24 protein-coding genes are annotated in these 23954 nt (G+C 70.6%); 9 read left to right on the top strand and 15 right to left on the bottom strand.

Features of this window, described 5'->3' with window-relative positions:
- Positions 1-140: 140 nt before the first annotated feature.
- The 4 genes from ACWDZ4_RS02825 to ACWDZ4_RS02810 form a co-directional block, all read right to left on the bottom strand.
- Positions 141-1523: a hypothetical protein gene (locus tag ACWDZ4_RS02825; protein ID WP_451506674.1), complete on the bottom strand. Its 1383-nt coding sequence runs from the start codon at positions 1521-1523 to the stop codon at positions 141-143.
- The gene (locus ACWDZ4_RS02820; protein ID WP_451506661.1) at positions 1513-2061 is read right to left on the bottom strand and encodes a DUF6114 domain-containing protein; all 549 of its coding nucleotides are present in this window, start codon (positions 2059-2061) and stop codon (positions 1513-1515) included. The genes ACWDZ4_RS02825 and ACWDZ4_RS02820 overlap by 11 nt, the downstream gene beginning before the upstream one ends.
- 100 nt (positions 2062-2161) lie before the next feature.
- Positions 2162-2827 (bottom strand): DUF6230 family protein, encoded by a 666-nt coding sequence (locus ACWDZ4_RS02815; protein ID WP_451506660.1) that lies wholly within the window; start codon positions 2825-2827, stop codon positions 2162-2164.
- A gap of 589 nt (positions 2828-3416) precedes the next feature.
- A complete protein-coding gene (locus ACWDZ4_RS02810; protein ID WP_451506659.1) occupies positions 3417-4397 on the bottom strand; it encodes a tetratricopeptide repeat protein in 981 nt (326 codons plus the stop codon).
- 336 nt (positions 4398-4733) lie between these two features.
- Between ACWDZ4_RS02810 and ACWDZ4_RS02805 the strand changes: the two genes are divergently transcribed.
- A complete protein-coding gene (locus ACWDZ4_RS02805) occupies positions 4734-5420 on the top strand; it encodes a TetR/AcrR family transcriptional regulator (RefSeq protein WP_451506658.1) in 687 nt (228 codons plus the stop codon).
- Between the two features lie 448 nt (positions 5421-5868).
- Here the strand turns inward: ACWDZ4_RS02805 and ACWDZ4_RS02800 are convergent, their stop codons facing one another.
- The 5 genes from ACWDZ4_RS02800 to ACWDZ4_RS02780 all read right to left on the bottom strand — a co-directional run bounded on the left by ACWDZ4_RS02800 (position 5869) and on the right by ACWDZ4_RS02780 (position 10583).
- Positions 5869-6099 (bottom strand): hypothetical protein, encoded by a 231-nt coding sequence (locus ACWDZ4_RS02800; RefSeq protein ID WP_451506657.1) that lies wholly within the window; start codon positions 6097-6099, stop codon positions 5869-5871.
- Between the two features lie 366 nt (positions 6100-6465).
- On the bottom strand, positions 6466-8166 hold the full coding sequence (locus tag ACWDZ4_RS02795) for an acyl-CoA mutase large subunit family protein (protein ID WP_451506656.1): 1701 nt from the start codon (positions 8164-8166) through the stop codon (positions 6466-6468).
- Between the two features lie 109 nt (positions 8167-8275).
- On the bottom strand, positions 8276-8602 hold the full coding sequence (locus ACWDZ4_RS02790; RefSeq protein WP_451506655.1) for a DUF3817 domain-containing protein: 327 nt from the start codon (positions 8600-8602) through the stop codon (positions 8276-8278).
- A gap of 63 nt (positions 8603-8665) precedes the next feature.
- Positions 8666-9175, bottom strand: a complete 510-nt coding sequence (locus ACWDZ4_RS02785; protein ID WP_451506654.1) for a MarR family winged helix-turn-helix transcriptional regulator — start codon at positions 9173-9175, stop codon at positions 8666-8668.
- A gap of 10 nt (positions 9176-9185) precedes the next feature.
- The gene (locus tag ACWDZ4_RS02780; RefSeq protein ID WP_451506653.1) at positions 9186-10583 is read right to left on the bottom strand and encodes an MFS transporter; all 1398 of its coding nucleotides are present in this window, start codon (positions 10581-10583) and stop codon (positions 9186-9188) included.
- A gap of 148 nt (positions 10584-10731) precedes the next feature.
- Here ACWDZ4_RS02780 and ACWDZ4_RS02775 point away from each other — a divergent pair, with 148 nt between their 5' ends.
- From ACWDZ4_RS02775 to ACWDZ4_RS02765, 3 genes are all read left to right on the top strand, one after another.
- Complete coding sequence (locus ACWDZ4_RS02775; RefSeq protein ID WP_451506652.1) at positions 10732-11718, top strand: DUF5937 family protein; 987 nt, start codon at positions 10732-10734, stop codon at positions 11716-11718.
- 346 nt (positions 11719-12064) lie between these two features.
- On the top strand, positions 12065-12274 hold the full coding sequence (locus tag ACWDZ4_RS02770; RefSeq protein WP_451506651.1) for a superinfection immunity protein: 210 nt from the start codon (positions 12065-12067) through the stop codon (positions 12272-12274).
- A 201-nt stretch (positions 12275-12475) separates the two neighbouring features.
- Positions 12476-13501: a glycoside hydrolase family 6 protein gene (locus ACWDZ4_RS02765; protein WP_451506650.1), complete on the top strand. Its 1026-nt coding sequence runs from the start codon at positions 12476-12478 to the stop codon at positions 13499-13501.
- A 129-nt stretch (positions 13502-13630) separates the two neighbouring features.
- On the opposite strand, the gene ACWDZ4_RS02760 is transcribed toward ACWDZ4_RS02765, so the two are convergent.
- From ACWDZ4_RS02760 to ACWDZ4_RS02745, 4 genes are all read right to left on the bottom strand, one after another.
- Complete coding sequence (locus ACWDZ4_RS02760) at positions 13631-15586, bottom strand: galactose oxidase-like domain-containing protein (RefSeq protein ID WP_451506649.1); 1956 nt, start codon at positions 15584-15586, stop codon at positions 13631-13633.
- A 4-nt stretch (positions 15587-15590) separates the two neighbouring features.
- On the bottom strand, positions 15591-17363 hold the full coding sequence (locus ACWDZ4_RS02755) for a glycosyltransferase family 2 protein (protein ID WP_451506648.1): 1773 nt from the start codon (positions 17361-17363) through the stop codon (positions 15591-15593).
- 200 nt (positions 17364-17563) lie between these two features.
- Positions 17564-17857 (bottom strand): MTH1187 family thiamine-binding protein, encoded by a 294-nt coding sequence (locus ACWDZ4_RS02750; RefSeq protein WP_451506647.1) that lies wholly within the window; start codon positions 17855-17857, stop codon positions 17564-17566.
- On the bottom strand, positions 17854-18198 hold the full coding sequence (locus tag ACWDZ4_RS02745) for a DUF3817 domain-containing protein (RefSeq protein ID WP_451506646.1): 345 nt from the start codon (positions 18196-18198) through the stop codon (positions 17854-17856). Before ACWDZ4_RS02745 ends, ACWDZ4_RS02750 begins: the two co-directional genes overlap by 4 nt.
- Before the next feature lie 131 nt (positions 18199-18329).
- On the opposite strand from ACWDZ4_RS02745, the gene ACWDZ4_RS02740 reads away from it, so the two are divergent.
- The 4 genes from ACWDZ4_RS02740 to ACWDZ4_RS02725 all read left to right on the top strand — a co-directional run bounded on the left by ACWDZ4_RS02740 (position 18330) and on the right by ACWDZ4_RS02725 (position 20974).
- Positions 18330-18968 carry an AIM24 family protein gene (locus ACWDZ4_RS02740; protein ID WP_451506645.1) on the top strand — a complete coding sequence of 213 codons (639 nt, stop codon included), beginning with the start codon at positions 18330-18332 and terminating at the stop codon, positions 18966-18968.
- A complete protein-coding gene (locus tag ACWDZ4_RS02735) occupies positions 18968-19618 on the top strand; it encodes an AIM24 family protein (RefSeq protein WP_451506644.1) in 651 nt (216 codons plus the stop codon). Before ACWDZ4_RS02740 ends, ACWDZ4_RS02735 begins: the two co-directional genes overlap by 1 nt.
- Positions 19615-20391, top strand: a complete 777-nt coding sequence (locus ACWDZ4_RS02730) for an AIM24 family protein (protein WP_451506643.1) — start codon at positions 19615-19617, stop codon at positions 20389-20391. Before ACWDZ4_RS02735 ends, ACWDZ4_RS02730 begins: the two co-directional genes overlap by 4 nt.
- A gap of 106 nt (positions 20392-20497) precedes the next feature.
- A complete protein-coding gene (locus tag ACWDZ4_RS02725) occupies positions 20498-20974 on the top strand; it encodes a MarR family winged helix-turn-helix transcriptional regulator (RefSeq protein WP_451506642.1) in 477 nt (158 codons plus the stop codon).
- A gap of 146 nt (positions 20975-21120) precedes the next feature.
- Here ACWDZ4_RS02725 and ACWDZ4_RS02720 read toward each other — a convergent pair whose 3' ends face one another.
- Entirely contained in the window at positions 21121-22530 is a 1410-nt protein-coding gene (locus ACWDZ4_RS02720) for an ATP-binding protein (RefSeq protein WP_451506641.1), read from the bottom strand.
- A complete protein-coding gene (locus ACWDZ4_RS02715; protein ID WP_451506640.1) occupies positions 22527-23189 on the bottom strand; it encodes a response regulator transcription factor in 663 nt (220 codons plus the stop codon). The genes ACWDZ4_RS02720 and ACWDZ4_RS02715 overlap by 4 nt, the downstream gene beginning before the upstream one ends.
- Before the next feature lie 114 nt (positions 23190-23303).
- On the opposite strand from ACWDZ4_RS02715, the gene ACWDZ4_RS02710 reads away from it, so the two are divergent.
- Entirely contained in the window at positions 23304-23858 is a 555-nt protein-coding gene (locus ACWDZ4_RS02710; RefSeq protein ID WP_451506639.1) for a PepSY domain-containing protein, read from the top strand.
- Positions 23859-23954 lie beyond the last annotated feature (96 nt).

Genomic DNA, 23954 nt, shown 5'->3' with positions numbered 1-23954 from the left:
GTCCGCGCTGCATGAGCCCTTCGCCCCGCTGCTCGCACACGTACAGCGCGGGTTCGGGATCGGCTGCAAGCACACCCTCGACCGGGGAACGGGCCACCGCCGTTGCCGCCTCATCACCGCTGCTGGTGCGGGCCGCGCTCTCAGCCGGTGAGGAAGTTGTGCAGGCCGGGGACCGTGAGAGTGCCGCCGAACTGGCCGGCCTGGGTCACCTTGACGTTCGTGAACATGGCGATCGGGATGTTCAGCGGGGGCGGGGTCTGCGGACTGAACGTGACCGGGATGAGGCCGAAGAGGTTGCCCTTCAGCTCCTCCGTGTACATGGTGACCGTGGAGTCGCGGAGGGTCGACGTGGAACCCTTCGCGGCCTGCGCGTGCATCGTGGTGCCGCCCGGCCCGACGACCTTCTGGTGCAGGTCCTTGATGTCGGTCTCCACCGCGGTGAACTTCAGGACCTTCTTGATCTTGCCGCTGCCGGTCCTGACCTCGACGATGCCCTTGTAGTCGAGCCCGCGCAGGGTGAGCATCGAACTCTCCAGGATCCACGGGTCGTCCGGCAGGGCCGGGATCCCCTGCTCCAGTTCGGCGTTCGCGAGCGCCTCGGGGTCCGCCGTCGGGCAGGGGAAGGGCTCCTTGCCGCCGGCGTCCGCGGCGGGGTCGTCGGCCGCGCCGTCCGTACCGTCCGCATCCTGCGCGCCGTCCGTGCCGCCCTTGGCCTCGTCGCCGAGCTCCTCGACCTGCACGCCCGCCTTGTCCGCCGCGTCCTTGATGGCGTCCTTGGTCCTGTCGGTCCTGTCGGCCGCGTCGCCCACCGGGTTCTCGGCGGCCGGGTCCTTCGGCTCACTCGCCTCCGGCTTGCCGGCGTCGGGCTTGCCGGCGTCGGGCTCGGTGGTCGCACTCTCGTCGGCGGCGGGCTTCGGCCCGGAGGGCTCCGGAGCAGCGGACTCCCTGTCCGGCCCGTCGAGTACGTCCTTGATCGCGTCGCCCACACCCAGCGGGTCGAGCGGGTCCCTGGTTTCGCTCTCCGTCGGCGTCGGCGTCGATGTCGGGGCAGACGTCGGTGTCGGGGCAGACGACGTAGTCCTGCCCGCCTCCGGCTCCTTGGCGGGCCCGGTGGCCGGCACGGTGCTGCTCGCGCTCGCCGACGGTGTCTCACCCGGCTTCGGGGTTTCCGTCTCCGCGGGCTCGTCCGGCGTCGCACCCGGGCCGGGTGTGGCCGTCGGTGACGAGGGCGCGGCCGAGGGGGACGTGGACTCGGAGGCGTCCGGGTCAGAAGCGTCCGACCGGGTTACGCAGGGGCCCGGGGCGAACGGGTTCGTCACCTGGTCGTCGGCGAGGGCCGGCTGGGGGGTGAGCGCCATGCCGACGAACACCGCCGTGGGCATCGCGGCCAGGGCCATCGCCTTGCCCGCGGGTATCTGCAACTTCGTCAGGAGCGACTTCCTGGGGGCCGCGTGGCGCGGCCCCTTCCTCTCACGGGTCCCGTCCCGGTCGGCCGCGGACTGCTCCGTCTCGTCACCCCGCACTGGTCCTCCCGCCATTGGCGTCAACAGATGGGTCGGTCGCGTACGAGCCGTCCTGGCCGGCCCTGAGTCCGGGGTGCACGGGGTCGACCGCTTCGCCGTCCGGGTCCGGCCGCTCGTCGGGCGCCTCGGTCAGCACGGGTTTCGCCGGCTCGCCCGGAGCCCAGGAGACCGACAGTGCTCCACCGGTCAGGGCCAGCAGGAAGCCCACCACCATGCCGCCGAAGTTGGACACCGGAATGGAGACCAGCGCCAGCAGGATCGACGCGATACCGGCGAACACCCGCACGATGTGGTGGAACCACATCGTGAGTCCCAGGGTGATCAGCAGTACGCCGATGATCAGCGAGCCCGCGCCCGCTGTGGTGGCCATCGTCAGCGTGAGATGGCCGAGCGTGACGTGGGCGTAGGGGACGTAGGCGATCGGCACGCCCCCGAGCAGCGTGAGCAGCCCCGCCCAGAACGGCCGGGCCCCCCGCCAGGCGCGGAAGCGGAGCCGCCAGTAGGTGAATCCGCGGGAACCTGTGGACTCAGTGCTCATGAAAACAGCTCCCTGAAACGATGTTGCCATGAAGAGAAGGTGGGAACGGGGCGGGTCGGGCGGCCTCAGCGGGCCGTCCGACCCGCCCCCACCGGAGTGCTCAGCCCTTGTAGCACTCGGCCTTGTCACCCGCGGAGAGCCGCAGGCTCAGACCGTTGAGCGTGAACGTTCCGGCCGTGGTGGCCCACGCCTTCTGCTCCACGTTGTTCAGCACGGCGCGGTCCGCCTGCTGGGCGAAACCGTTCTCCTGGATCCTGTCGCCCGGCTTGATCGCAGGGCCTCGGCCCCCCGCCTCGCCCGGCTTGGCCGTGTCCTTCGCCGCGACGCCGATGTCGATGTTCGTGAACGTCGCATCCGCGTCGAGCTCGGCGATGTCGAGGTACAGCTCCTTGGCGGTAACGGGGTTGCCCCCGCCGCCCGCCTCGAGCCGCATCGTGACCTTGCCGATGAGAGGCACGTCCGTCACGACGGACTGGCACATCTCCGTGATCTTGGCGTTCTTGAACGCCGAGATCGCGACCGGGCGCAGAACCTTCTTGTCGCCCGTCATTTCCGCGTAACCCGAGTCAATGCCGCCGTACTGCGCGAAGCCGGTTCCGTCGACCTGCTTGGCCTTGACCTTGAACTGCTGGCCGGAAACGCTGAACGAAGCCGCCAACGCACCCTGCGCGAGGGCGACGCCTATCGCGGCCGTCGCGGCCACACTCGGCACCATGACGACGGCGAACCGCCTCCATCTGGTACCACCACGAACTACAGACTCCATGACTTTCCTCCTTCTCGGACGTACATCTCCAGTACGGGCAGGGGCCCGCAGGGGGATGGGAGAAGTGCTACGTCCTCGGGAAGGAGAGCGCCCGCGCCGGAAGCGTGAAACGGCATCCGGCACACCGGCGATCACCCCCGAGCGACAACCACTGGCCACGCGTTCGCGCAACCTGCTGGACAGGCCCCGCCGTTGTCCGGCAGAGACCCCCCTGTCCACGGCCGGCGCCATTGCCGCCGGCCGGCTCGGTGGGGACCCACGGAACCGCGGCACCGATTGGCTGTCGGGCGGTGCGGTGTTGGACCGAGCGTGGCCGATCGTGGTGCATTCGCAGCCGGTGCACAAGTGGTTCGTTACTCACTAGTAACGGCCGTATAACCGAAGCGCGACCGCCCGGCATCGACGGGCCACGGACCGTGCCGTCAAGTGACGGGGAAAACGCAGTGATTGCCGCCCAGAACCGGGCAGACCGACGTGATCGACTTACTGCAAGTAACAGCGGCCGCGATTACCAAGTTTCGGTAAAGCGCGGCCGCCTCTTGTCACTGTGTCGGCAAATCAACGAGGGATGCCCCGAGGGCACCGCCGGTCAGAACAGCACCCTCGCCAGGGCCGTCCGCGCCGCCGTCACGCGCGGGTCGTCGCCGCCGATCACCTCGAAGAGTTCCAGCAGCCGCACCCGCGCGGCGTCACGGTCGTCACCGGCCGTACGGCGCACCGTGTCGATCAGACGCCCGAAGGCGTCCTCCACATGGCCGCCGACCAGGTCCAGATCGGCCGCGGCGGTCTGCGCGGCCACGTCGGACGGATTCCCGGCGGCGTTCTTGCGCACCTGCTGCGGGTCGAGGCCCTGGACGCGCGAGAGGAGTTCGGCCTGTGCGAGGCCCAGCTTGGCCTCGGTGTTGGCGGGGTCGTCGACGAGGACGTTCCTGTACGCCTGGGCCGCGCCGGCGAAGTCGTTCGCGTCCAGCGCCCGCACGGCCGCTTCGAGCAGCGCGTCGTACGGGCCGGCAGGCTCCTCGGCCGCTTCGGCCGGACCCTCGCCCTCGCCCGCCGCCGGGTCGACGGGGATGCCGGTCAGGCCGAAGCGCTCCTGGGCGACCTGGACCAGCTGGTCCAGCGTCGCGCGGATCTGCGCCTCGGGGGCCGCGCCCTGGAAGAGCGGCAGCGCCTGCCCGGCGACCACCGCGAAGACAGCCGGGATCCCCTGGATCCCGAACTGCTGCATCAGCATCTGGTTGGCGTCGACGTCCACCTTGGCGAGGACGAAACGGCCGTTGTACTCGAGGGTGAGGCGTTCGAGGAGCGGGCCGAGCTGCTTGCACGGCTCGCACCACTCGGCCCAGAAGTCGATGACGACCGGGACTTCGGTGGAGCGCTGGAGGACATCGCGCTCGAAGCCGGCCTCGTCGACATCGATCACCAGACTCGTCGGGGCGACGCCTCCGCCGCCCCCGCCGCTCCTGGCGGCCTCGGCGCGCGCCTGCTCCGCCTTCTGCCGGGCTTCGCCGGCCGCCTTCACCGCGGCGAGGTCGACGACGCCGCTCATGGACATGTTCCTAGGCTGCATGCGTACATCCTCCCCCTTTCGCGCGCGGTAAAGAAAAACTCGTGGCTGCTGCGCCGTCCGTACGTGCCGGCAAGGCCACCGAAGGGCCGCCGGATGCGCGAACCGCGCCCGTCCGCAGCCCCCCGCCGGATTGCGAGGCGTACGGACGAACACGGCCCGAGGTCCCGAGGAGGACCGGGTTCGGCGCGGGGTCCCCACCCTTGCGCCAGTGGTTGTCGCTCTTTCGCTACAGGTCGTAGCGTAACTCGGAAACCCGGCCGCCTCGTCCCCAGTGCCGGTGATCTCCCTCACGGAGACCCCCCGCCGCCCTGCCTACCGACCGGTATGGTCACGATCATGTCCCCCCGCCACACCCCCCGCACCCCTCCTGCTCCTGCCGCTCCTGCCTCCCGTACGGGCCGCCCGCGCAGCGTCGAGGCGCACGCCGCGATCCTCGACGCGACCAGGGCCGCACTGGTGGAGCTGGGCTGGTCGAAGCTGACGATGGGCGACGTGGCGAGCCGGGCCGGTGTCGCCAAGACGACGCTGTACCGCCGCTGGGCGAACAGGAGCGAGCTGGTCGTGGACGCGGTGGCCGTCCTCTTCGACGAGCTCCGGCTCCCCGACCGCGGCTCCCTGATGGCCGATGTCGAAGGTGTGGTGCTCCAGTTCGCGGCGCTGCTCGACCGGCCCGAGACGAAGACCGCGCTGATGGCGGTGGTCGCGGAGTCGACGCGCGACGAGGCGCTGCGGGAACGCATCCGCTCGGCGATCGTCGACCGCCAGAAGCGCCTCGTGCTGGAGGGCCGGGAACGCGCGCAGGCCCGCGGGGAGCTGCCGTACGAGGACGACCCCGCCCAGGCGGCCCGTAACGCGGACATGATCTTCGACGTCATCGCCGGCGCCGTCGTCCACCGGGCCCTGGTGAGCGCGGAACCGGTGGACGCCCAGTGGGCGCGCAGCTTCTCGCTGCTGCTGGTCAGCGGCCTGACGACGGCCCCGGGGACTCCCCCGCCTCCCCGGGCGCCCAACGGCCCGGCCTGACGGCCGGCAACGGGGTCGTCAGGCCGGGCCGGCGGCACAGCGCCTACCGCTGGGACTCCTGCCGCCAGGCGCAACCGCCCGAGGCCGCCCCGCCCGCCCGGACCAGCCGGCCTCGCGCGCCGGAAGCACGCCACTGCCGGACCGGCCTGCTGATCGCGCTGGTTGCGCGTACGGGCGCCCTCCTCGTACGCCGTGCCGACGAACCCGGGGACCGACTTGACCGGACTGTCGTCGGGGAAGGCCCACCACCTGCGCGGAGCGGTGATGGGCACGCGAACTCACCGACGGGCCGAGGCGCTCGGTCCCGGCCCGGAGCCGCCCCACCCCTCCTGCCACCGGAGTCGGGCGGGGGGCGCAGAGCCTGAACAGACCTGCGGGGCGGTCCCTCGGAAAGGCTTGCCGCCCACCGCCGGGGCGCCGTGAGTCCGACGCCTTTCTTTCCGCGCTCTCAGCCCTGGCTCCGGGAAGGCAGGCAGATCCGGCCGGTCTCGCCGTCGACCTCAAGGATGATGCACACCTCGGGAATCTGAGGGAGCCTCACCGTAACGCTGTGGCGCACTCCCGCTTCGACCGTCTGGCGCCTGGTGGAGAGGGTCTCGCCGTCGATCTCGACGGCGACCCCCACCGTCTTCGTCTCCCGGCAGTCCACCGAGCCCGTCACGGTGTCGGTGGAACTCACGAGCGTCGCCCGGCAAGGCCCTACTTCCACTTTCACCTCCTGCGGGGGCTTGGCCTGCGCAGTGGCGACGCCGCCTGCGCCGAAGACCGGGACGCCTGCAAGGAGTACGGCCCCCGCAAGGGTCGCTGAACGCGTGAACACGAAAGCCTCCAGTTTATCCGTCCAGAGTAATTCCCTGTTTTCCGAAGATAACGATGATCTGCGGAAATGCCCGCCGGGAGAGCCGATCGTGTATGTCGGACGGACGTAACCCCATCCCGTTGGAAAATGATGCGTTCCGCCACGGAAAGCAGAAACCGGAGGATCGGAGGGCCGAGGGCCGAGAGCCTCCACACCCTCCGCCGCCCTCCACGCCCTCCACCGCCCTCAGAACCCCGGCGGCTCCGTGTAGACCCCCCACTCGTCCCGCAGTACGCCGCAGATCTCGCCCAGCGTCGCTTCCGCCCGTACCGCCGTCAGCATCGGCTCGATCATGTTCGAGCCGTCCCGCGCCGCCGCCAGCATCGCGTCCAGCGACCGGCGGACCTTCGCCTCGTCGCGCGCCGCCTTGCGCTCCGCCAGCGTGTTCACCTGCACGCGCTCCACCTCGTGGCTCACCCGCAGGATCTCCAGGTCGCCCGTCACCGAGCCGTGGTGGCAGTTCACGCCCACCACCCGCTTGTCGCCCTTCTCCACCGACCGCTGGTACTGGAACGCCGACTCGGCGATCTCGCCCGTGAACCAGCCGTCCTCGATCCCGCGCAGGATGCCCGACGTGACCGGGCCGATCGGGTGCTGTCCGTCCGGGTGCGCCCGAAGGCCCCGCTCCTTGATCCGGTCGAAGATCTTCTCCGCGTCCGCCTCGATGCGGTCCGTCAGCTGCTCGATGTACCACGAGCCGCCCAGCGGGTCCGCGACGTTGGCCACGCCCGTCTCCTCCATCAGCACCTGCTGCGTGCGCAGCGCGATCTCCGCCGCCTGCTCGCTCGGCAGCGCGAGCGTCTCGTCGAGGGCGTTGGTGTGGAGGGAGTTGGTGCCGCCGAGGACCGCCGCCAGCGCCTCGACCGCCGTACGCACCACGTTGTTGTACGGCTGCTGCGCGGTCAGCGAGACACCGGCCGTCTGCGTGTGGAACCGCAGCCACTGCGCCTTGTCCGTCCGCGCGCCGTACACCTCCTTCATCCACCGCGCCCAGATCCTCCGCGCCGCGCGGAACTTCGCGATCTCCTCGAAGAAGTCGAGGTGCGCGTCGAAGAAGAAGGACAGGCCGGGGGCGAAGTGGTCCACGTCCATGCCCCGGGACAGGCCCAGTTCGACGTAGCCGAAGCCGTCCGCCAGCGTGTACGCCAGCTCCTGCGCGGCCGTCGCGCCCGCCTCGCGGATGTGGTAGCCGGAGACCGACAGCGGCTTGTACGCGGGGATGGAGCGCGCGCAGTGCTCCATCAGGTCGCCGATCAGGCGCAGGTGCGGCTCCGGCTGGAAGAGCCACTCCTTCTGCGCGATGTACTCCTTGAAGATGTCGGTCTGGAGCGTGCCGTTCAGCGCGGCCGGGTCGACGCCCTGGCGCTCCGCCGCGACGAGGTACATGCAGAAGACGGGGACGGCCGGGCCGCTGATCGTCATCGACGTCGTGACGTCGCCGAGCGGGATGTCCTTGAACAGGACCTCCATGTCGGCGGCCGAGTCGATGGCGACACCGCAGTGGCCGACCTCGCCGAGCGACTTCGGCTCGTCGGAGTCGCGGCCCATGAGGGTCGGCATGTCGAAGGCGACGGAGAGGCCGCCGCCGCCGTTGGCCAGGATCATCTTGTAGCGCTCGTTGGTCTGCTCGGCGTTGCCGAAGCCGGCGAACTGGCGGATGGTCCAGGTCCGGCCGCGGTAGCCGGTCGGGTGCAGGCCGCGGGTGAAGGGGTACTCCCCGGGCCAGCCGATCCGCTCGAATCCTTCGTAGGTGTCGCCGGGGCGCGGCCCGTACACGGGGTCGACCGGGTCTCCGGAGAGCGTGGTGAAGTCCGCGTCGCGCTTGCGGGCCTTGTCGTAACGGGCCTGCCAGCGGCGGCGGCCTTCCTCGATCGCTTCAGCGTCCATACCTCGAATTTACTAGGACGTCCTAGTAAATGTCGATGGCTCTACTGCGGGGCGGCAAAATGTCACACCGCCACAAGACGCGCTCGTGACGGTGGAAGAGTCGTGCGCGTTACGCCTTCACCGGCGCCGGGCGCGCGTCCGTGATCAGCGAGCGGGCCTCACGGGTGATCTTCGGCTCGACGAAGAACGAGGCGAAGGGGATGCAGCCGGCCGCCAGCACCCACAGCAGCTTCCCGAACGGCCACTTCGCCTTGGTGCCGAGGTCGAAGGCGAAGACGACGTAGATGATGAACAGCACACCGTGGATCTGCGAGATCAGCATGGTGTCGCCCACCTGGAACCCGTACTTGGCGATGATCGCCACGGTGAACACCAGCAGCCATACGGCGGTGATGTACGCCATCACCCGGTATCGGGACAGCACATTGGACTTCATGGCATCGAGCGTAACCGGACGCAAGGGGAGATCTTCGCGCGGGTCGCCGCCCCGCCGCCGCTCCTACTTCTCCTCGAAGTCGTGCGCCGCCACCCGCAGCGGCCGCAGCATCGCGAAGATCTCCGCGCACTCCTCCGCGTCGTACGCGCCGAGTCCGAAGTCCATCGCCATCAGGTCGCGGGTCGCCGCCTCCACCACCTCGCGGCCCTTCTCGGTGATCGAGGCGAGCGTGCCGCGCCCGTCGTTCGGGTTCGGCCGCTTGGCCACCAGGCCGGACTTCACCAGCCGGTCGACGGTGTTCGTGACGGACGTCGGGTGGACCATCAGCCGCTCGCCGATCTTGGACATCGGCAGCTCTCCCTCCTTGGAGAAGGTGAGCAGTACCAGCGCCTCGTAGCGCGCGAAGGTCAGTCCGTACGGCTTGACGACGGCGTCGACCTCGGCGAGCAGGATCTGGTGCGCGCGCATGATCGAGGTGATCGCGGCCATCGAGGGGACCGGCCCCCAGCGCTGCTGCCAGAGTTCGTCGGCTCTGGCGATGGGGTCGAACGGGAGGCTGAGCGGCTTCGGCACGGCATCGACCTTACCGGCCGGTCACATGGTGAACATCCCCGTCTCGCGCTTCGGTCGTTTCCGGTCCCCTGTGCGCCCCGGTACGCCGGACCTCCGCCAGCAGCACCAGCACGGCCACCGTGCCCACCACCCCGAACCCGGCCACGACCAGGTGCACGGGGAAGAACTCCGCGGCCGCGCCCGCCAACGCCATCCCCACGCCCTGCACCGTCATCATGCCCGCCGTCATCACGGTCATGGCCCGCCCCCGCAGCTCCTGGGGCACGGCGCCGACGAACCACTGGTCCAGGCCGAGCGTGTACGCCGACGCCAGCCCCGTCACCACCAGCGCCGCCACCGCGAGCGCCACCCCGGGGCGTACGGCGTACAGCACCAACGGCAGCAGGCACACCGCCGCCGCCGGTACGACGATCCGCTCCCGGGTGCGGGGGCCGAGCGCGGAGCCGGCCCAGACCTCTCCCGCGATGTGCCCCACCGGCATCGCGCACATCAGCAGTCCGACGGCGGCGGTGCCGGCGCCGAGCCGGTCGGCGTACGGCGCGGCGAGCGCTTCCGGCGCCACGACGAACAGGGGCGGCACCCAGAACATCAGCATCAGCGCGCGGATCCGGCGGTGTGCGAAGACCGCGCGGGCACCGGCGAGCGAGTCGCGCAGCAGGGTGGCGCCCCGGCCGCCGCGGGCGGGGCGGCGCCTGGTCCCGAGCCGGAGCAGTACGGCCGAGCCGAGGAAGGTGACGACGGTGATCCCGATGGCGGCTCGCGCGGGCACCAGCGCGAGCAGCACCCCGCCGGCGCCGAACCCGACGAGCAGCGCGCTCTGCGACACGATGCGCAGGAGCGAGCGCCCGAGGACGAAGAGGTCGCCGTCTCCGAGGATGTCGGCGAGCGTCGCGATGCGCGTCCCGTTGAACACGGGCGAGACGGCGGCGACCGCGCAGCGCAGGACGAGGAGTCCGGCGACGGGGGTGGCGGGCAGCACCATCAGAGCCGTGCAGCCGGCGCAGACGAGGTCGCAGACGACGAGCACGCGCCGGGTGGGGAAGCGGTCGGCGGCCCCGGCGAGGAGCGTCCCGCCGACGAGGTAGGGGAGGAAGCCGACGGCGAAGGCGAGCGCGCTCATGAGCGGGGAGCCGGTGAGCTCGTAGACGAGGACGGTGAGCGAGATCTCGCAGACGACGACGCCGAGGAGGGACATGAGGTGGGCGGCGAAGACGGCCCGGAACTCCCGGACGCGGAAGACGGCGCCGTAGCCGGTCTGTGGTTCGGCCGGCTCGGTCGGCACGGGTGACTCGGTCGGCACGGGTGACTCGGGTGGCACGGGTGGCTCGGGTGACATGGGTGGCTCGGGTGACATGGGTGGCTCGGGTGACATGGGTGGCTCGGGTGACATGGGTGGCTCGGGTGACATGGAGGCAGCCTGGCCGGGGTCCTGCGGCGTCCATAGACTTTCGGCTGCCGCCGAATCTCCGGCCCGTACGGGGGATTCGGCCCGTACGGGGGATTCGGCCCGTACGGGGGATCGGCGAGAGGTCAACGGGCGAGCGCGGGAGGGGCCCATGGCGTACCGGCTGCATTTCGCCGAGGCCGATCTGCTGCGCTGCCGGTTCGCGGTCTCGCCGCTGTGGGAGACGCAGGAGGCCGTACGGACCCTCGCGCGCCCCGAGCGCCACGGCTACCAGTCGCCCTGGCTGCGCCGCATCCGCGAGGCCACCGCCGGTCTCGAGCTCACACCGCTGTGGCTGCTGATGCCGCAGCGCGGGCACACCCCCGACTGCCTGGGACCGCCCCCGATCGGACCCGCCGCCACCTTCGAGGAGGAGATCGCGGCCGTACGGGCGGCCGATCCGGTGGCCGCGCGCGACGACATCGCGCGGTCACTGGCCTGTACTCCGGGGGCGTCGGACAGCGCGGTGGGGCGGGCGATGCTCGCGGACCCGGCGGGCGCCGTGCGCGATACGGCCGCGCTCCTGGAGCGGGCGTGGCGCGCCCTGGTCGAGCCCCACTGGCCCCGGCTGCGCGCCCTGCTGGAGGCGGACGTGGCATTCCACTCCCGGCGGCTGGCGGAGGTCGGTCTGGAGGGGCTGCTGGGGGAACTGAACCCGCGGCTCGCCTGGTCGGGTGACGGCCGCACGCTCACGATCGAACGGCCCGGCGCGCACGAGCGGACGCTCGGCGGCCAGGGGCTGGTCCTGATGCCGAGCGTGTTCTGCTGGCCTGAGGTGGTGAGCGGTTTCGAACCGCCGTGGCAGCCGACCGTCGTGTATCCGGCGCGCGGGATCGGCGGGTTGTGGACGCGGGCGGCCGAGCGTACGCCGGATTCGCTGGCCCGGCTGCTGGGGCGGGGGCGGGCGGATGTGCTGTGCGCGCTGGACGGACCGGCGTCGACCTCGGCGCTGGCGCACCGGCTGGGGCTGGCCCCGTCGTCCGTGTCGGCGCACCTTTCGGTGCTGCGCGGCGCGGGGCTGCTCGTCTCGCGGCGCTACGGCCATCAGGTGCTGTACGAGCGGACACCACTGGGCACCGCGCTGTCCACGGTGCCGTAGGCGCGGCCCGGACGATCGCCCGGACGGCAGAGCCGGAGGAAACCGGAGACAATTCCGAGTCGATCCCGGCTCGGACAGCATCGCGCCCGGCGCCGCACCATGAAAGCAGCGGCCTTTCACAAAAGGGCCGGCGCCCTCCTTTTCGATCACCCGGCTGCCCGTAATCATTCGCTTGCGTACACCGCTGCGATCACCCACGGCCCCTCGTCGGCCCGGCGGCAGCCCGCGCAGCCCTCACGCCGGGGCGCTCTTCTTCCTGCCCCCGGCCCAGCGGTGCAGACACCCCACGGGAAACGAGGAAAGAAAATGGAGCACTCGCGTTCATTCGAAAACGGGGGGACAGCCAATGGATGTCGATGGGCTCATTCCGTTCGGCACAGTAGGGCTGATCGTTATCGTGCTGGCCTGTTTCGTGCCCGCAGTCATCGCCTTCACGCGGGGAGTTCCGAACGCCGGTTCCGTGCTGGTGATCAACGTTTTCCTGGGGTGGACGGTGGTGGGCTGGGTGGTCGCGCTGGCCATGGCCGCCCGCAGCCGACAGCGCCCTTACGCGTAAGCGGACCGGCGCCGGGCGGGGGCGCGCCGTCGCGTGCTCCCGTCCAGCACGCTCGGCCCTTTCCCTGCCCTTTCGCTCCTCCGCCCTTTCATCCTTCCGTCCTTTCCTTCCCGCCGGTGTCGCAACCGAGGGCGTTATGCGCGCTATGCAACGATTGGCCGGTCCGTATCGTCGCCCAGTCGAACCGTTCAAGGGGGCTGGATGTCCGGCCGCAGACCGACCCGTCCGCTCACCGCCGCAGCCATCGCCTTCTTCGCGCTCATCGCCGCCGGCTGCTCCTCCGGCGGCAGTTCCGAGCGGCAGCCGGAGAAGGCCGTCGCAGCGCAGAACCAGGGGCAGAACCGGGACTCGTCCCCGTACTGGGTCGACCCGAAGAGCGACGCCGCCCGCCAGGTCAAGGCGTGGGAAGCCCAGGGCCGCAGCACCGACGCGGACGTTCTGCGGCGCATCTCCGAGCGGCCCGTCGCCGACTGGCCGGACGGGAACGACCCGGCACCCGGCATCAGGCGTGCCGTGCGGGGCGCCGCCGAGGACGGCCGGACCCTCGTACTCGTCGCGTACAACATCCCGCACCGCGACTGCGGCCAGCACTCCGCCGGCGGCGCCGCCGACGCCGACGCCTACCGCCGCTGGATCGGGACGTTCGCCGACAGCATCGGCGCCGCCCCGGCCATCGTGATCCTGGAGCCGGACGCCGTACCGCACATCGTGGACGGCTGCACCCCGGCCGAGGAGCACGACGAGCGCACCGCGCTGCTCTCCGAGGCGGTCGACCGGCTGAAGCGGCAGCCGAAGACCAAGGTCTACCTGGACGCGGGCAACCCGGCCTGGATCGACGACCCCGGCAAGCTGGTCGAGCCCCTCAAGCGGGCCGGCGTGGACCGGGCCGACGGCATCTCCCTCAACGTCTCCAACTTCCAGACGGACGACGCCGCCAAGGCGTTCGGCAACCAGCTGTCCGGCCTGCTCGGCGGCACCCACTTCGTCATCGACAGCAGCCGCAACGGCAACGGCCCGCTGTCCGGCAGCCGCGACGACGCCTGGTGCAACCCGGCGGGCCGCGCCCTCGGCACGCCGCCGACCGACCGCACCGGCGACCCGCTGCTCGACGCGTTCCTGTGGATCAAGCGGCCGGGCGACTCGGACGGCGAGTGCCGGGGCGGCCCGGCGGCGGGCACCTGGTGGCCGGACTACGCCCTGGGGCTGGCCCGCCGCGCGAAGACCTGAGCAGCCTCATGCCCTGAGCAGCCTCATGCCCTGAGCAGCCTCATGCCCTGGACAGCCTCATGTCCTGAACAGTCCTCATGTCCTGAACAGTCCTCGTGCCCCGAGCGGCCCTCGTGTCCCGAACGGCCCTCATGTCACGTGGATCCACTTCGCCTCCGACGGCGTCCCCTCGCCGTCCGTGACGAAGAGCATGTACCAGCCGGGCGGCACCAGCGTCTTGTCGTCCGGCACTTCCACCGTCACCTCGCCCTTCCCCTTCTCCAGGTCCAGTTCGATCGAGCGCTGCTCGACGTCCGTGGTGTGCGTGACCGCGCTCGGCCGCATCAGCCTGGCCCGCTCGATCCGCTCCGGGTGCGCGGTCTTGAACGTCGCCGTCCCGGAGGCGGCCAGCTCACGCGGCCCGGCCCCCAGCACCGGACGCAGCGCCTTGTCCCGGTAGAGGTACGGCGGCGTGTAGACCTCCATCCGCTGTTCGAACTTGCCGAGCTTGGTGTTGTCCTTGTCACCGAAGAGGGAGTCGGAGCCGAAGGTGACGACCCGGCCGTCCGGCAGCAGCAGCGCCTCGGAGTGGTAGTTGCGGCCCACCGTCGGCTCGGCCGCCTCCTTGAAGGCGTTCGCCTTCGGGTCGTAGAACTGCGCCTTGAGGATGTTGCTGGCGCCGCGCCCCCGGTAGTCCCGCGATCCGCCGCTGGTGAAGACGGTGTCGTCCGGCATGATCACGCTGTTCAGGTACCGCGTGCCCTGGGGGAGCCGGGGCCCGGACTCGAAGGCCGGGTTCTCCTCGTTCAGGTCGATGATCGCCGTACGGCCCGTCGCCTTGTCGGACTCGCCTACTCCGCCGCCGCCGAGGATCATCACCCGCTGGTCCTGCGCGGGCGGCAGGACCAGCGAGGCCGCGGTCTCGGTCTGGTCGAGGTCCGTGAGCCCGCCGACCTTCTTGAAGGTGTTCCTCTCCAGGTCCCAGATGCCGGGATCGCGGCCCTTCCCGGCCGGTCCGTACCCGGCGTTCGCGCCGGAGTAGAAGAGCCTGCCGCCCTTGGTGAGGAAGAGCGCGGGGTACGTCGGGAAGTACCGGAAGGGCGCCTTCGACCACTTCTTCGTCTCCGGGTCGTAGTACTCGTTGTCGCCGGACAGGATCGCGCCGACGTCGTCGAGCCCGGAGACGGCGAGCACCCTGCCGTCCTGGAGGGTGACCAGCGTCGGGTACCAGCGGGCCTCCTTCATCGGGTCGACGGGGATGTACTTCTCCGCCTTCGGGTCGAACTCGTACGCCGCCCTGATCCCCTGGAAGTCCTGCTTGTCCATGGTGATCGCCTCGGCGAGGCCGTACGCGTTGTCGGCGTCCTCGCCCTTCAGCCCCTCGATCTCGTACTGCGCGGACTCCTTGGTGACGGCCTGCGGACCCTCCTCCAGGGCCTCGACGAAGACCCGGGCCTCGGCCGCGGTGACCTTGGTCTTCCAGGGCAGCATGCGCCCGCTCTTGGCGTACGAGACCTTGAACTCGCGCTTGGCCTTCGGCACGGTCACGTCGAACTTCGACACGTACACGACCCCCGAGGGCGAGCGGAAGCGGGTGCCCTTCCTGAAGGTGACGGGCTTGTCGGGGTTCTCGTTCTTGACGCGCATTCCGCCGCCGGCCCGCATGACCTCGTCGCCCAGCACCTCGTAGCGCGCGGTACCGCCCGCCACCAGCAGCCGCCCGTCGGGCAGCTGGGCGTGCCCGGCGCAGAAGAAGTCCTCGGGGGTCGGGACCAGCTTGAAGGAGCCGTCCCGGGGGTCCCACAGGACCGTCTCGAAGGTGCCCTCGTCGAACTTCTTCTGCTCGTTGCCCGATCCCGCGATGATCAGCACCTTGCCGGTGTGGAGCAGGGCCGCGTGAATCGCGTTCGTACGGTACTTCTCGGGGATGTCGACGACGGCCCAGGAACCGTACCGCGCCTTGTAGGCGGGCTGGGCGATCTTGTACGCGTGGTACTTCTCCTCCGCGAAGGACAGCGCCGCCGGGGCGTTGAGTCCCGCGAGCACCACGACGGCTCCGCCGCCCATCAGCGTCTTCTTGAACTTCTTCGTGGGCCGGTAGGCCATGGTTTCAGTTCCCTCCGGTCGTCGTGGCGAACGCGGGCTCCGGCTCCTCGCCCGGCACCGTGCCGCTGCCGGCCTCCTTCACGGCCCTGACGCCCTGGAGATCCGCGCGCTCCCGGGCCGAGGTCCAGCACCACACACCGACCGGCGAGAGCGAGACGACCAGCGCCAGTACGGCCCAGGTGCGCATCGCCGCATGGGTGTGGCCGAGGATCACGGACGCGATCAGCGAGCTGACCAGCACCGCCGCCCAGGACAGGTGGATGCGGAAGGTCAGCAGCCGGTCGGGGCTCGCCTCGCCGCCCTTGGGCGTGACCACGAACCTGCCGTGCGTGCGCAGCACCGCCGAACCCAGCGACTTGGCGTAGATCGGCGCGCAGAGGGCGGACATCGCCATGCCGGCCAGGCCGCCGGAGCCCTCGGGCTCGTGCGGCGAGACGTTATGGCGCCGGTTCCACAGGTACAGCCCGATCTGGAGGGCGGCGGCGTCGCTGTAGAGCATCAGCCAGACCGAGGACGAGACCTCGGTGCCGGACGCGCCGAACCACAGGAACAGGACGCAGCTGAGGATGCCGAGCAGCCAGTTGACCGCGGTCATCGGGTAGTAGACGAGCATCAGCGTGTAGGTGAGCAGCCGGCCCGGCGGCACCCTGAAGGGCGCCTTCCAGAACTGCTTGAACAGCGTCTCGTACGTCCCGCGCGACCACCGCAGCTGCTGGGTGAAGAAGTCCGTCCAGGACGACGGGCCCTCCCCGACGGCCAGGACGTCCGGGGTGTAGACGGACCGCCAGAAGCGCCCGGTCTCCGGGTTCCTCCTGCGGTGCAGCTCGAAGCCGGTGGCCATGTCCTCGGTGATCGAGTCGTACAGGCCGCCGACCTGCTTCAGCGCCCCGACGCGCACGACGTTGTTGGTGCCGACGAACATGGGGGCGCCGTAGCGGTTGCCCGCGCGCTGGATCAGGGCGTGGAACAGGAACTGCTGCGACTCCGCCGCCTTGGTGACGCAGGAGGTGTAGTTCCCGTACACCTGCGGCCCGACGACGAAGGCGACGTCCGGGTCGCGGAAGTAGCCGAGCATCCGCTCCAGGAAGTTGGGGAGCGGCACGTGGTCGGTGTCGACGGAGGCGAAGAAGTCGTAGGCGTCGCCGTGCATGGCGAGCCAGGCGTTGTAGTTGCCGTGCTTGGTCCTCGCCCGGTGCGGGCCCTTCCTGGTGTTCCACTCGGGTATGCCGCTGCGGCTGAAGTGCCGTACGCCCAGCCGGGCGCAGAGCGCCTTCGCCTGCTCGTCGTTGCCCTCGTCGAGGAGCCAGATGTCGAGCATCCCCTCGTGCCGGAGCCCGACCGCGCCTTCGAGCGTGGCCCGCACCATGGACAGCGTCTCCTTGCCCGGTACGTACGTCGTGAGGAACGCGATCCGGGTCCCCGGCTCGGGCGCCACCGGCACCGGGTCGCGGGCGACCATCGTGGCGTGCGCGATCGACACCACGTTGACCAGCATGAAGAACATGATCAGGCCGATCGAGACCAGCATCACCGCGTCCAGACGGACCAGCCAGCGGTCACCTCCCTCACGTTCGGTCCAGTGAGTGGGCCAGACGAGGTAGACCAGCAGGAGCGCCGAGAGCAGCGGGGCAAGGGTCATCAGCAGCACCGCTCGTATTCGGTGCGGTTCCTGCGCCATCAGACTTCGGTACTGCACCCGGTACGCGCCGGCACACGGCTCCGTCAGTGGCCCGGCAAGCCTGCTGTGGGTCTCATAGTCGTAGCCTTCCGGCCGCACTGTGCCTCCAGCAGTCGAACGTGTTCGTAACACCACACAAAGGGACGCGGGGCGGTGTGTCGAACCGGGTCGTCCGAGCGGGCGGTTTTATCATCCGGCCGCGCACGGCGGACGGCCGGAACACGCATGACGAAGCCCCCGGCCGCCGCGCGGCGGCCGGGGGCTGTCTGCGGAGCCGGGTCAGGGCGTCCGGACGGGGGTCAGGCACCCAGATGGCGCTCCACCGTTTCGACCTTGGAGGTCAGGCCGTCGGTGACACCGGGCCGGATGTCGGCCTTCAGGACGAGCGACACGCGGGGCGCACGGGCCTCGACGGCGGCGACGGCGCGCTTGACGACGTCCATCACCTCGTCCCACTCCCCCTCGATCGAGGTGAACATCGCGTCGGTGCGGTGGGGCAGACCGGACTCGCGGACCACGCGCACCGCGTCGGCGACGTACTCCCCGACGTCCTCGCCCACACCCAGAGGGCTGACGGAGAAGGCGACGATCATGCGCCGACCACGCCTTCCTTGCGGGCGCGGGTGGCGATGACCGCGTCCTCGGCCTCGCGCTTGAGGCGCTTGTCGGCGAAGAAGCCGCCGGTCGGCAGGACCGACATGACGAAGTAGAAGGCCGCGGTCCCCAGCGACCACCTGGTCCGGTTCCAGGCGTCGGCCCAGAAGAGGACGTACAGGACGAAGAGCAGACCGTGGATCGCGCCCATGACGGGGACCGCGTTGAATTCCGTGGTGCGCTTGAGCACCGAGCAGACGAGCAGCAGCAGGAAGGAGACCGCCTCGGGTGCGGACACCAGGCGGAGGCGGCGGAGTGCGGAAGCGGTCTTGATGTCCACGGAGGGGCAACCTTCGTCGTCGCGGGAACGGGTCGTCGATCTTGTGAATGTGCGCACAAGCTCGTTCCCATTGTGGCAGCCCGCTCTGCCACCTCTTTGTCAGGGTCGGGGACGCGGGTACCGTCGGTCCCGTGGCTCAGTTCCGACTCCAAGGCAGCAAGGTGCTCGCCGTCGACATGACCGGTGATGCCGTCAGAGCGAAGAACGGCTCGATGGTCGCGTACGACGGCCACATGGCCTTCAAGAAGATGTCCGGCGGCGGTGAGGGCATGCGGGGGATGGTGACCCGGCGCCTGACCGGTGAGCAGATGACCGTGATGGAGGTGAAGGGCCACGGCACGTGCTATTTCGCCGACCGCGCGAGCGAGATCAACCTCGTCTCGCTGCGCGGCGAGAAGCTGTACGTCGAATCCAGCAACCTCCTCTGCACGGACGCGGGCCTGCGCACCGGCACCTCCTTCACCGGGCTGCGCGGCGGCGCGACCGGGGGCGGCCTGTTCACCACGACCGTGGAGGGCACCGGGCAGGCGGCGATCATGTCGGACGGCCCGGCGGTCGTCCTGCGCGTCTCCTCCTCGTACCCGCTCCAGGTCGACCCCGGGGCGTACATCGCGCACCAGGGCAACCTCCGGCAGCACTTCCAGTCCGGCGTGAACTTTCGCACGCTCATCGGCGAGGGCTCGGGCGAGGCGTTCCAGATCCGGTTCGAGGGCGAGGGGCTCGTCTACGTCCAGCCCAGCGAGCGCAACACCGTCGGGGGTGACGTCTGATGCCGTTCCGCGAGATCAACTCCCGGATGGTCGAGGCGCGGGTCGCGCCCGGCCAGAAGATGTTCAGCCAGCGCGGCGCGATGCTCGCGTACCAGGGCGACGTCTCCTTCACGCCGAACCTGCAGGGCGGCCAGGGCGGTGTGATGTCCATGATCGGCCGCCGCGTCGCCGACGAAGCCACGCCGCTCATGACGGTCGAGGGCTCGGGCACGGTGCTGTTCGGCCACGGCGGTCACCACATCCAGGTGATCAACCTGGCCGGCGACACCCTCTGCGTGGAGGCGGACCGCCTCCTGGCCTTCGACGGCACCCTCACCCAGGGCACGATGTTCATGGGCTCGCAGGGCGGCGTCATGGGCATGGTGCGCGGCCAGGTGACCGGCCAGGGCCTGTTCACGACGACCCTCAAGGGCCATGGCGCGGTAGCGGTCATGGCGCACGGCGGAGTGATCGAGATCCCCCTCTCGCCCCAGCGGCCGATTCACGTCGACCCGCAGGCGTACGTCGCGCACCACGGCGACGTACGCAACAAGCTCTCCGCCGCACTCGGCTGGCGCGACATGGTGGGCCGCGGTTCGGGCGAGGCGTTCCAGCTGGAGCTGTCCGGCCAGGGCGCGGTGTACGTACAGGCCTCGGAGGAAAAGCTGTGACCACCCCCGCGATCTTCGATCCGCACTCGCTCCCCTCCGACGACAACGTCAACCCGTACACCTTCTGCGTGGAGCTCGAGGGGAGCCAGTGGTTCCTCCAGAAGGGCAAGATGATCGCCTACTACGGGCGCATCGACTTCAACGGCATCGGCCACGGCCGCTTCGACCGCCTCGTGCGCACCAGCTTCCACTCGCCGCTGCACGCGAGCGACTGGGTGGTGGCGGAGGGCCAGGGCAAGATGCTGCTCGCGGACCGCGCGTTCGACGTCAACTCCTTCGACCTCGACAACGGCAACCTCACCATCCGCTCCGGCAACCTCCTGGCGTACGAGCCGACGCTCGCCCTGAAGCAGTCGATCGTCCCGGGCTTCCTCACCCTCATCGGCACCGGCAAGTTCGTGGCGGCCTCCAACGGCCCGGTCGTCTTCATGGAGCCGCCGATCCGGGTGGACCCGCAGGCCCTGGTCGGCTGGGCGGACTGCCCGTCCCCCTGCCACCACTACGACCACGGTTACCTGACCGGCGTGATGGGCGGAATCCGGTCACTGACCGGCATCGGCGGCACATCGGGCGAGGAGCACCAGTTCGAGTTCGTGGGGGCCGGTACGGTCCTGCTCCAGTCCACCGAACTCCTCATGGCCGAGCAGGCCACGGGCGCCGTCCCGTCCGAGCCCGGAGTGCCCGGCGGCCACGGCGCGGGGCAGGGCCAGTCCGGCGGCGCACCGCGCCTTCCCGGTCAGCTGGGGGACCTCCAGCGTCGCTTCGGCCTGTGAGCGGTAGTCTGCGGAGTGTGACGTCGAACGTCTGCGCCCTTGTCGCGTACCGACGTCACGTTCCGTGACTTCGTCCAGAATTCAACTTTTTAGGTAGAATCCATACATGGAGACCGAGACGGCCACCCCCTGGCTGACCGATGCCGAACAGTGCGCCTGGCGTACCTATCTGGACGCCAACCGGCTGCTGACCTACCAGCTCGAAAAGGATCTTCAGCCGTACGGGCTGACCATCAACGACTACGAGATCCTGGTCAACCTCTCCGAGTCCGACGACCGCCGGCTGCGGATGAGCGACCTCGCGACAGCGACCCTCCAGTCCAAGAGCCGGCTCTCCCATCAGATCACCCGCATGGAGAGCGCGGGGCTGGTCCGCAGGGAGAACTGCGAGTCCGACCGTCGCGGGCTGTACGCCGTACTGACCGACCAGGGCAGCGCGACCATGAAGCAGGTCGCTCCGCACCACGTGGACTCCGTGCGCCGGCACTTCATCGACATGCTCTCCCCCGAGGCGCTCGCCCGGATGAAGGACGCGCTGACCCCGGTGGTCGAGCAGTTGCGCGGCCGGCGGGGAAAGATCTAGGCAGCCGGCAGACGCGGCACGAAGAGAACGCCGCCACGCGCCCGGTCCCCGACGCACCACTCGGCCCCAGGGGCCTCACGGGCTTCGGCCCGCTGCGCCGGACTCCGTCCGCCGGCACGGGCGCCGCACCGCTCGGACCGCCGCCGTCAGAAACCCCCCGGAGCAGCCGGCAGACGCAAGGTGAAGAGAGCGCCGCCACGCTCCCCTTCATCCACGGTCAGCGCACCACCGTGCCGCGTCGCGACATCACGCGCGATCGCCAGACCGAGCCCCGCGCCACCGTCGTCGCGGGTGCGCGCGTCGTCCAGCCGTACGAACCGCTCGAAGATCCGCTCGCGCTCCGCCGCCGGAACCCCCGCACCGTCGTCCGCGACCCCGACCACCACCGCGCCACGATCACTGCGCACGGACACCTCGACGGAACTCCTCGCGTGGCGCTGCGCGTTGTCGAGCAGATTGCCGAGCACCCGCGCCAACTGCCCACGTGATCCGGCCACTTCGAACGCGCCCCCGCCCACAACCGTCACCGGCACCCGGTCGGCCCGCTGCGAGACCTCTTCCCTCACCAGTGCCCCCATGTCCACGCGCCCCGGCCCCGGCCGCTCCCCCGCATCCAGCCGGGCCAGCAGCAGCAGGTCGGCGGCCAGCCCCTGAAGCCGTACGGTGTCCCGTACCGCGCCCTCCACATCGAGCAGCTCCGGATGCGCCGCGCCCACCTCCAACTGCGTCCGCAGCGAAGCGATCGGGCTCCGCAGCTCGTGCGACGCATCGGCGACGAACCGCCGCTGCCGCTCCACCGAAGCCTCCAGCGCCGCGAGCGTCTGGTTGGTCGTCACGGCCAGCCGCGCCACCTCGTCGTGCGCGTCGGGCTCCGGCACCCGCCGCGACAGGTCCTCGGAGGCGGTGATCGCGGCCATCTCGCGCCTGATCCCCTCCACGGGCCGCAGGGACCGCCGCGTCACGAGCCAGGTGACCCCGGCCACCACCACGAGCAGCGCCGGCAGGCCGATCAGCATGGCCTCCCGCACCGTGCCGACGGCGTCCTGCTCCGCGGCCAGCGGCGCACCGGCGTACACCGTGACGGTCTCGCCCCGGGGCGTCGTCGCCTCGACGGCGGCGAACCGGTAGTCGGCCCGGTCGCCGTCCACGGTCGCGCTCCCCGACGACAGCCGGGGGTCGTCACCCGAGACCTCTCCCCGTCCGGGGTCGTCGTCGTCGCCGTCACCGTCCCCCGCGCCGCCCCCGACCCTGACCTCGGGGCTACCGGCCCCCTCGATCGCCTCCAGGTCCTCGCTGACGGCCACCACCTTCCCGTTCTCCCCCACCACCTGCACCGGACGGTCGTCGGGCCACTCCACCTCCCCGTACGGACGCCCCACGGCCACCTGCGAGGCCACGTTCTGGGCGTCGACCTCGGCCTGGAGGTCGGCCTGGTCGATCAGATTGGCCCGCAGCACCAGCAGCACGGCCAGCCCGGCGGCCACCAGCGCCACCGCGACGACCACGGTCGCCCCGAGCGCCGCCCTGGCCCGTACGGACCCGAAGAGCCGCCTCATCCCGCCACCAGCCGGTACCCGGCGCCGCGCACCGTCTGGATCCGCCCGGCGCCCAGCTTCCGGCGCAGGGCGCTCACGTACACCTCGACGATGTTCGGATCGCCTTCGTACGCGAAGTCCCACACGTGCTCCAGGATCTGCGCCTTGCTGACGACCTCGCCGGCCCGCACGACGAACTGCTCCAGCACGGCGAACTCCTTGGCGGTGAGCACGACCTCGGCCTCCCCGGCATACACGTGCCGGCCGGCGGTATCCATCCGCAGGTCCCCCACCACGACCACCGGCGAGGCCCCGGCGCTCGCCCGCCGCCGCAGCAGCGCCTTGACCCGGGCGACGAGAACCACGTACGAGAACGGCTTCGTCAGGTAATCGTCGGCGCCCGTGTCGAGCCCCTCCGCCTCGTCGTACTCCCCGTCCTTGGCGGTCAGCATCAGGATCGGCACGTCATTTCCCGCGGTCCGCAACGCCGCGCACACCCGGTAGCCGTTCATGCCGGGCAGCATGATGTCCAGGATGACGAGGTCGTACGAGCCCTCCCCGGCCCGGTGCAGCCCTTCGAGCCCGTCGTGCACCACATCCACGGCGAAGCCCTCGGCGGTGAGCCCCTTGGCCAGGGCCACCGCGAGCCGCCTCTCGTCCTCCACGATCAACAAGCGCATGCGCCAAGGTTCGCAAACCGAACCTGAAGACGCCTTCAGCCGGCTTCAGCTGCCCTTCAGCATCACTCGGCCAGATTGGTCCCCGTAGCAACCGACCACCCTGGAGGAACCCTCATGAAGCGCAAGCTCGTCATCGCCACCGCCGCCACCGCCCTGCTCCTCGGCGGCACCGCGACCGCGTTCGCCACGTCGGACGACGACGCGAAGCCGGCGCCGGCCACGAGCACCATCACCCTCGACGAGGCGACGGCAGCGGCCGTGAAGTCCGCGCCGGGCACGGTCACCGGCGCCGAACTGGACGACGACGACCCGGTCTGGGAGATCGACGTCTTCGGCAAGGACACCCAGTGGCACGACGTGGAGGTGGACACCAAGACCGCGAAGGTGGTCCACGTCCACACCGAGGACGACGACGACCGCGACCCGGCCCCGAAGAACGCGAAGGTCACCATGGACGAGGCCGTGGCGGCGGCCCTCAAGGCCCAGCCGGGCACGCTGACGTCCATCGACCTGGACGACAACGCCTGGGAAGCCGAGGTCCGGTCCAAGGACGGCAGGCAGCACGAGCTGAACGTCGACGCCACCACAGCCAAGGTGACCCCGGACCAGGACGACGCGGACGACGCGGACGACGCGGACGACGCGGACGACGACAACGACTCCGACTGACGCCGGCCACTCCGCAGGCCGCCCACCGGCGTGAGGGGGCGGGACGCGGCGGCGGCGCCCGGGACGTGCTGCGCCCACCCGGGGACAACCCCCGGA

It is taken from the genome of Streptomyces sp. NPDC003016, assembly GCF_053591455.1.
Note: the sequence above shows the minus strand (reverse complement) of the source record. Positions and strands in the feature narration are given on the sequence as shown.

What these genes read in the sequence shown, in the direction of transcription:
- ACWDZ4_RS02820 (WP_451506661.1), bottom strand. Translation starts at nt 2,061, where the DNA reads ATGAGCACTGAGTCCACAGGTTCCCGCGGATTCACCTACTGGCGGCTC.
- ACWDZ4_RS02815 (WP_451506660.1), bottom strand. Translation starts at nt 2,827, where the DNA reads ATGGAGTCTGTAGTTCGTGGTGGTACCAGATGGAGGCGGTTCGCCGTC.
- ACWDZ4_RS02810 (WP_451506659.1), bottom strand. Translation starts at nt 4,397, where the DNA reads ATGCAGCCTAGGAACATGTCCATGAGCGGCGTCGTCGACCTCGCCGCG.
- ACWDZ4_RS02805 (WP_451506658.1), top strand. Translation starts at nt 4,734, where the DNA reads ATGTCCCCCCGCCACACCCCCCGCACCCCTCCTGCTCCTGCCGCTCCT.
- ACWDZ4_RS02795 (WP_451506656.1), bottom strand. Translation starts at nt 8,166, where the DNA reads ATGGACGCTGAAGCGATCGAGGAAGGCCGCCGCCGCTGGCAGGCCCGT.
- ACWDZ4_RS02790 (WP_451506655.1), bottom strand. Translation starts at nt 8,602, where the DNA reads ATGAAGTCCAATGTGCTGTCCCGATACCGGGTGATGGCGTACATCACC.
- ACWDZ4_RS02780 (WP_451506653.1), bottom strand. Translation starts at nt 10,583, where the DNA reads ATGTCACCCGAGCCACCCATGTCACCCGAGCCACCCATGTCACCCGAG.
- ACWDZ4_RS02775 (WP_451506652.1), top strand. Translation starts at nt 10,732, where the DNA reads ATGGCGTACCGGCTGCATTTCGCCGAGGCCGATCTGCTGCGCTGCCGG.
- ACWDZ4_RS02770 (WP_451506651.1), top strand. Translation starts at nt 12,065, where the DNA reads ATGGATGTCGATGGGCTCATTCCGTTCGGCACAGTAGGGCTGATCGTT.
- ACWDZ4_RS02765 (WP_451506650.1), top strand. Translation starts at nt 12,476, where the DNA reads ATGTCCGGCCGCAGACCGACCCGTCCGCTCACCGCCGCAGCCATCGCC.
- ACWDZ4_RS02760 (WP_451506649.1), bottom strand. Translation starts at nt 15,586, where the DNA reads ATGGCCTACCGGCCCACGAAGAAGTTCAAGAAGACGCTGATGGGCGGC.
- ACWDZ4_RS02750 (WP_451506647.1), bottom strand. Translation starts at nt 17,857, where the DNA reads ATGATCGTCGCCTTCTCCGTCAGCCCTCTGGGTGTGGGCGAGGACGTC.
- ACWDZ4_RS02735 (WP_451506644.1), top strand. Translation starts at nt 18,968, where the DNA reads ATGCCGTTCCGCGAGATCAACTCCCGGATGGTCGAGGCGCGGGTCGCG.
- ACWDZ4_RS02725 (WP_451506642.1), top strand. Translation starts at nt 20,498, where the DNA reads ATGGAGACCGAGACGGCCACCCCCTGGCTGACCGATGCCGAACAGTGC.
- ACWDZ4_RS02720 (WP_451506641.1), bottom strand. Translation starts at nt 22,530, where the DNA reads ATGAGGCGGCTCTTCGGGTCCGTACGGGCCAGGGCGGCGCTCGGGGCG.
- ACWDZ4_RS02715 (WP_451506640.1), bottom strand. Translation starts at nt 23,189, where the DNA reads ATGCGCTTGTTGATCGTGGAGGACGAGAGGCGGCTCGCGGTGGCCCTG.
- ACWDZ4_RS02710 (WP_451506639.1), top strand. Translation starts at nt 23,304, where the DNA reads ATGAAGCGCAAGCTCGTCATCGCCACCGCCGCCACCGCCCTGCTCCTC.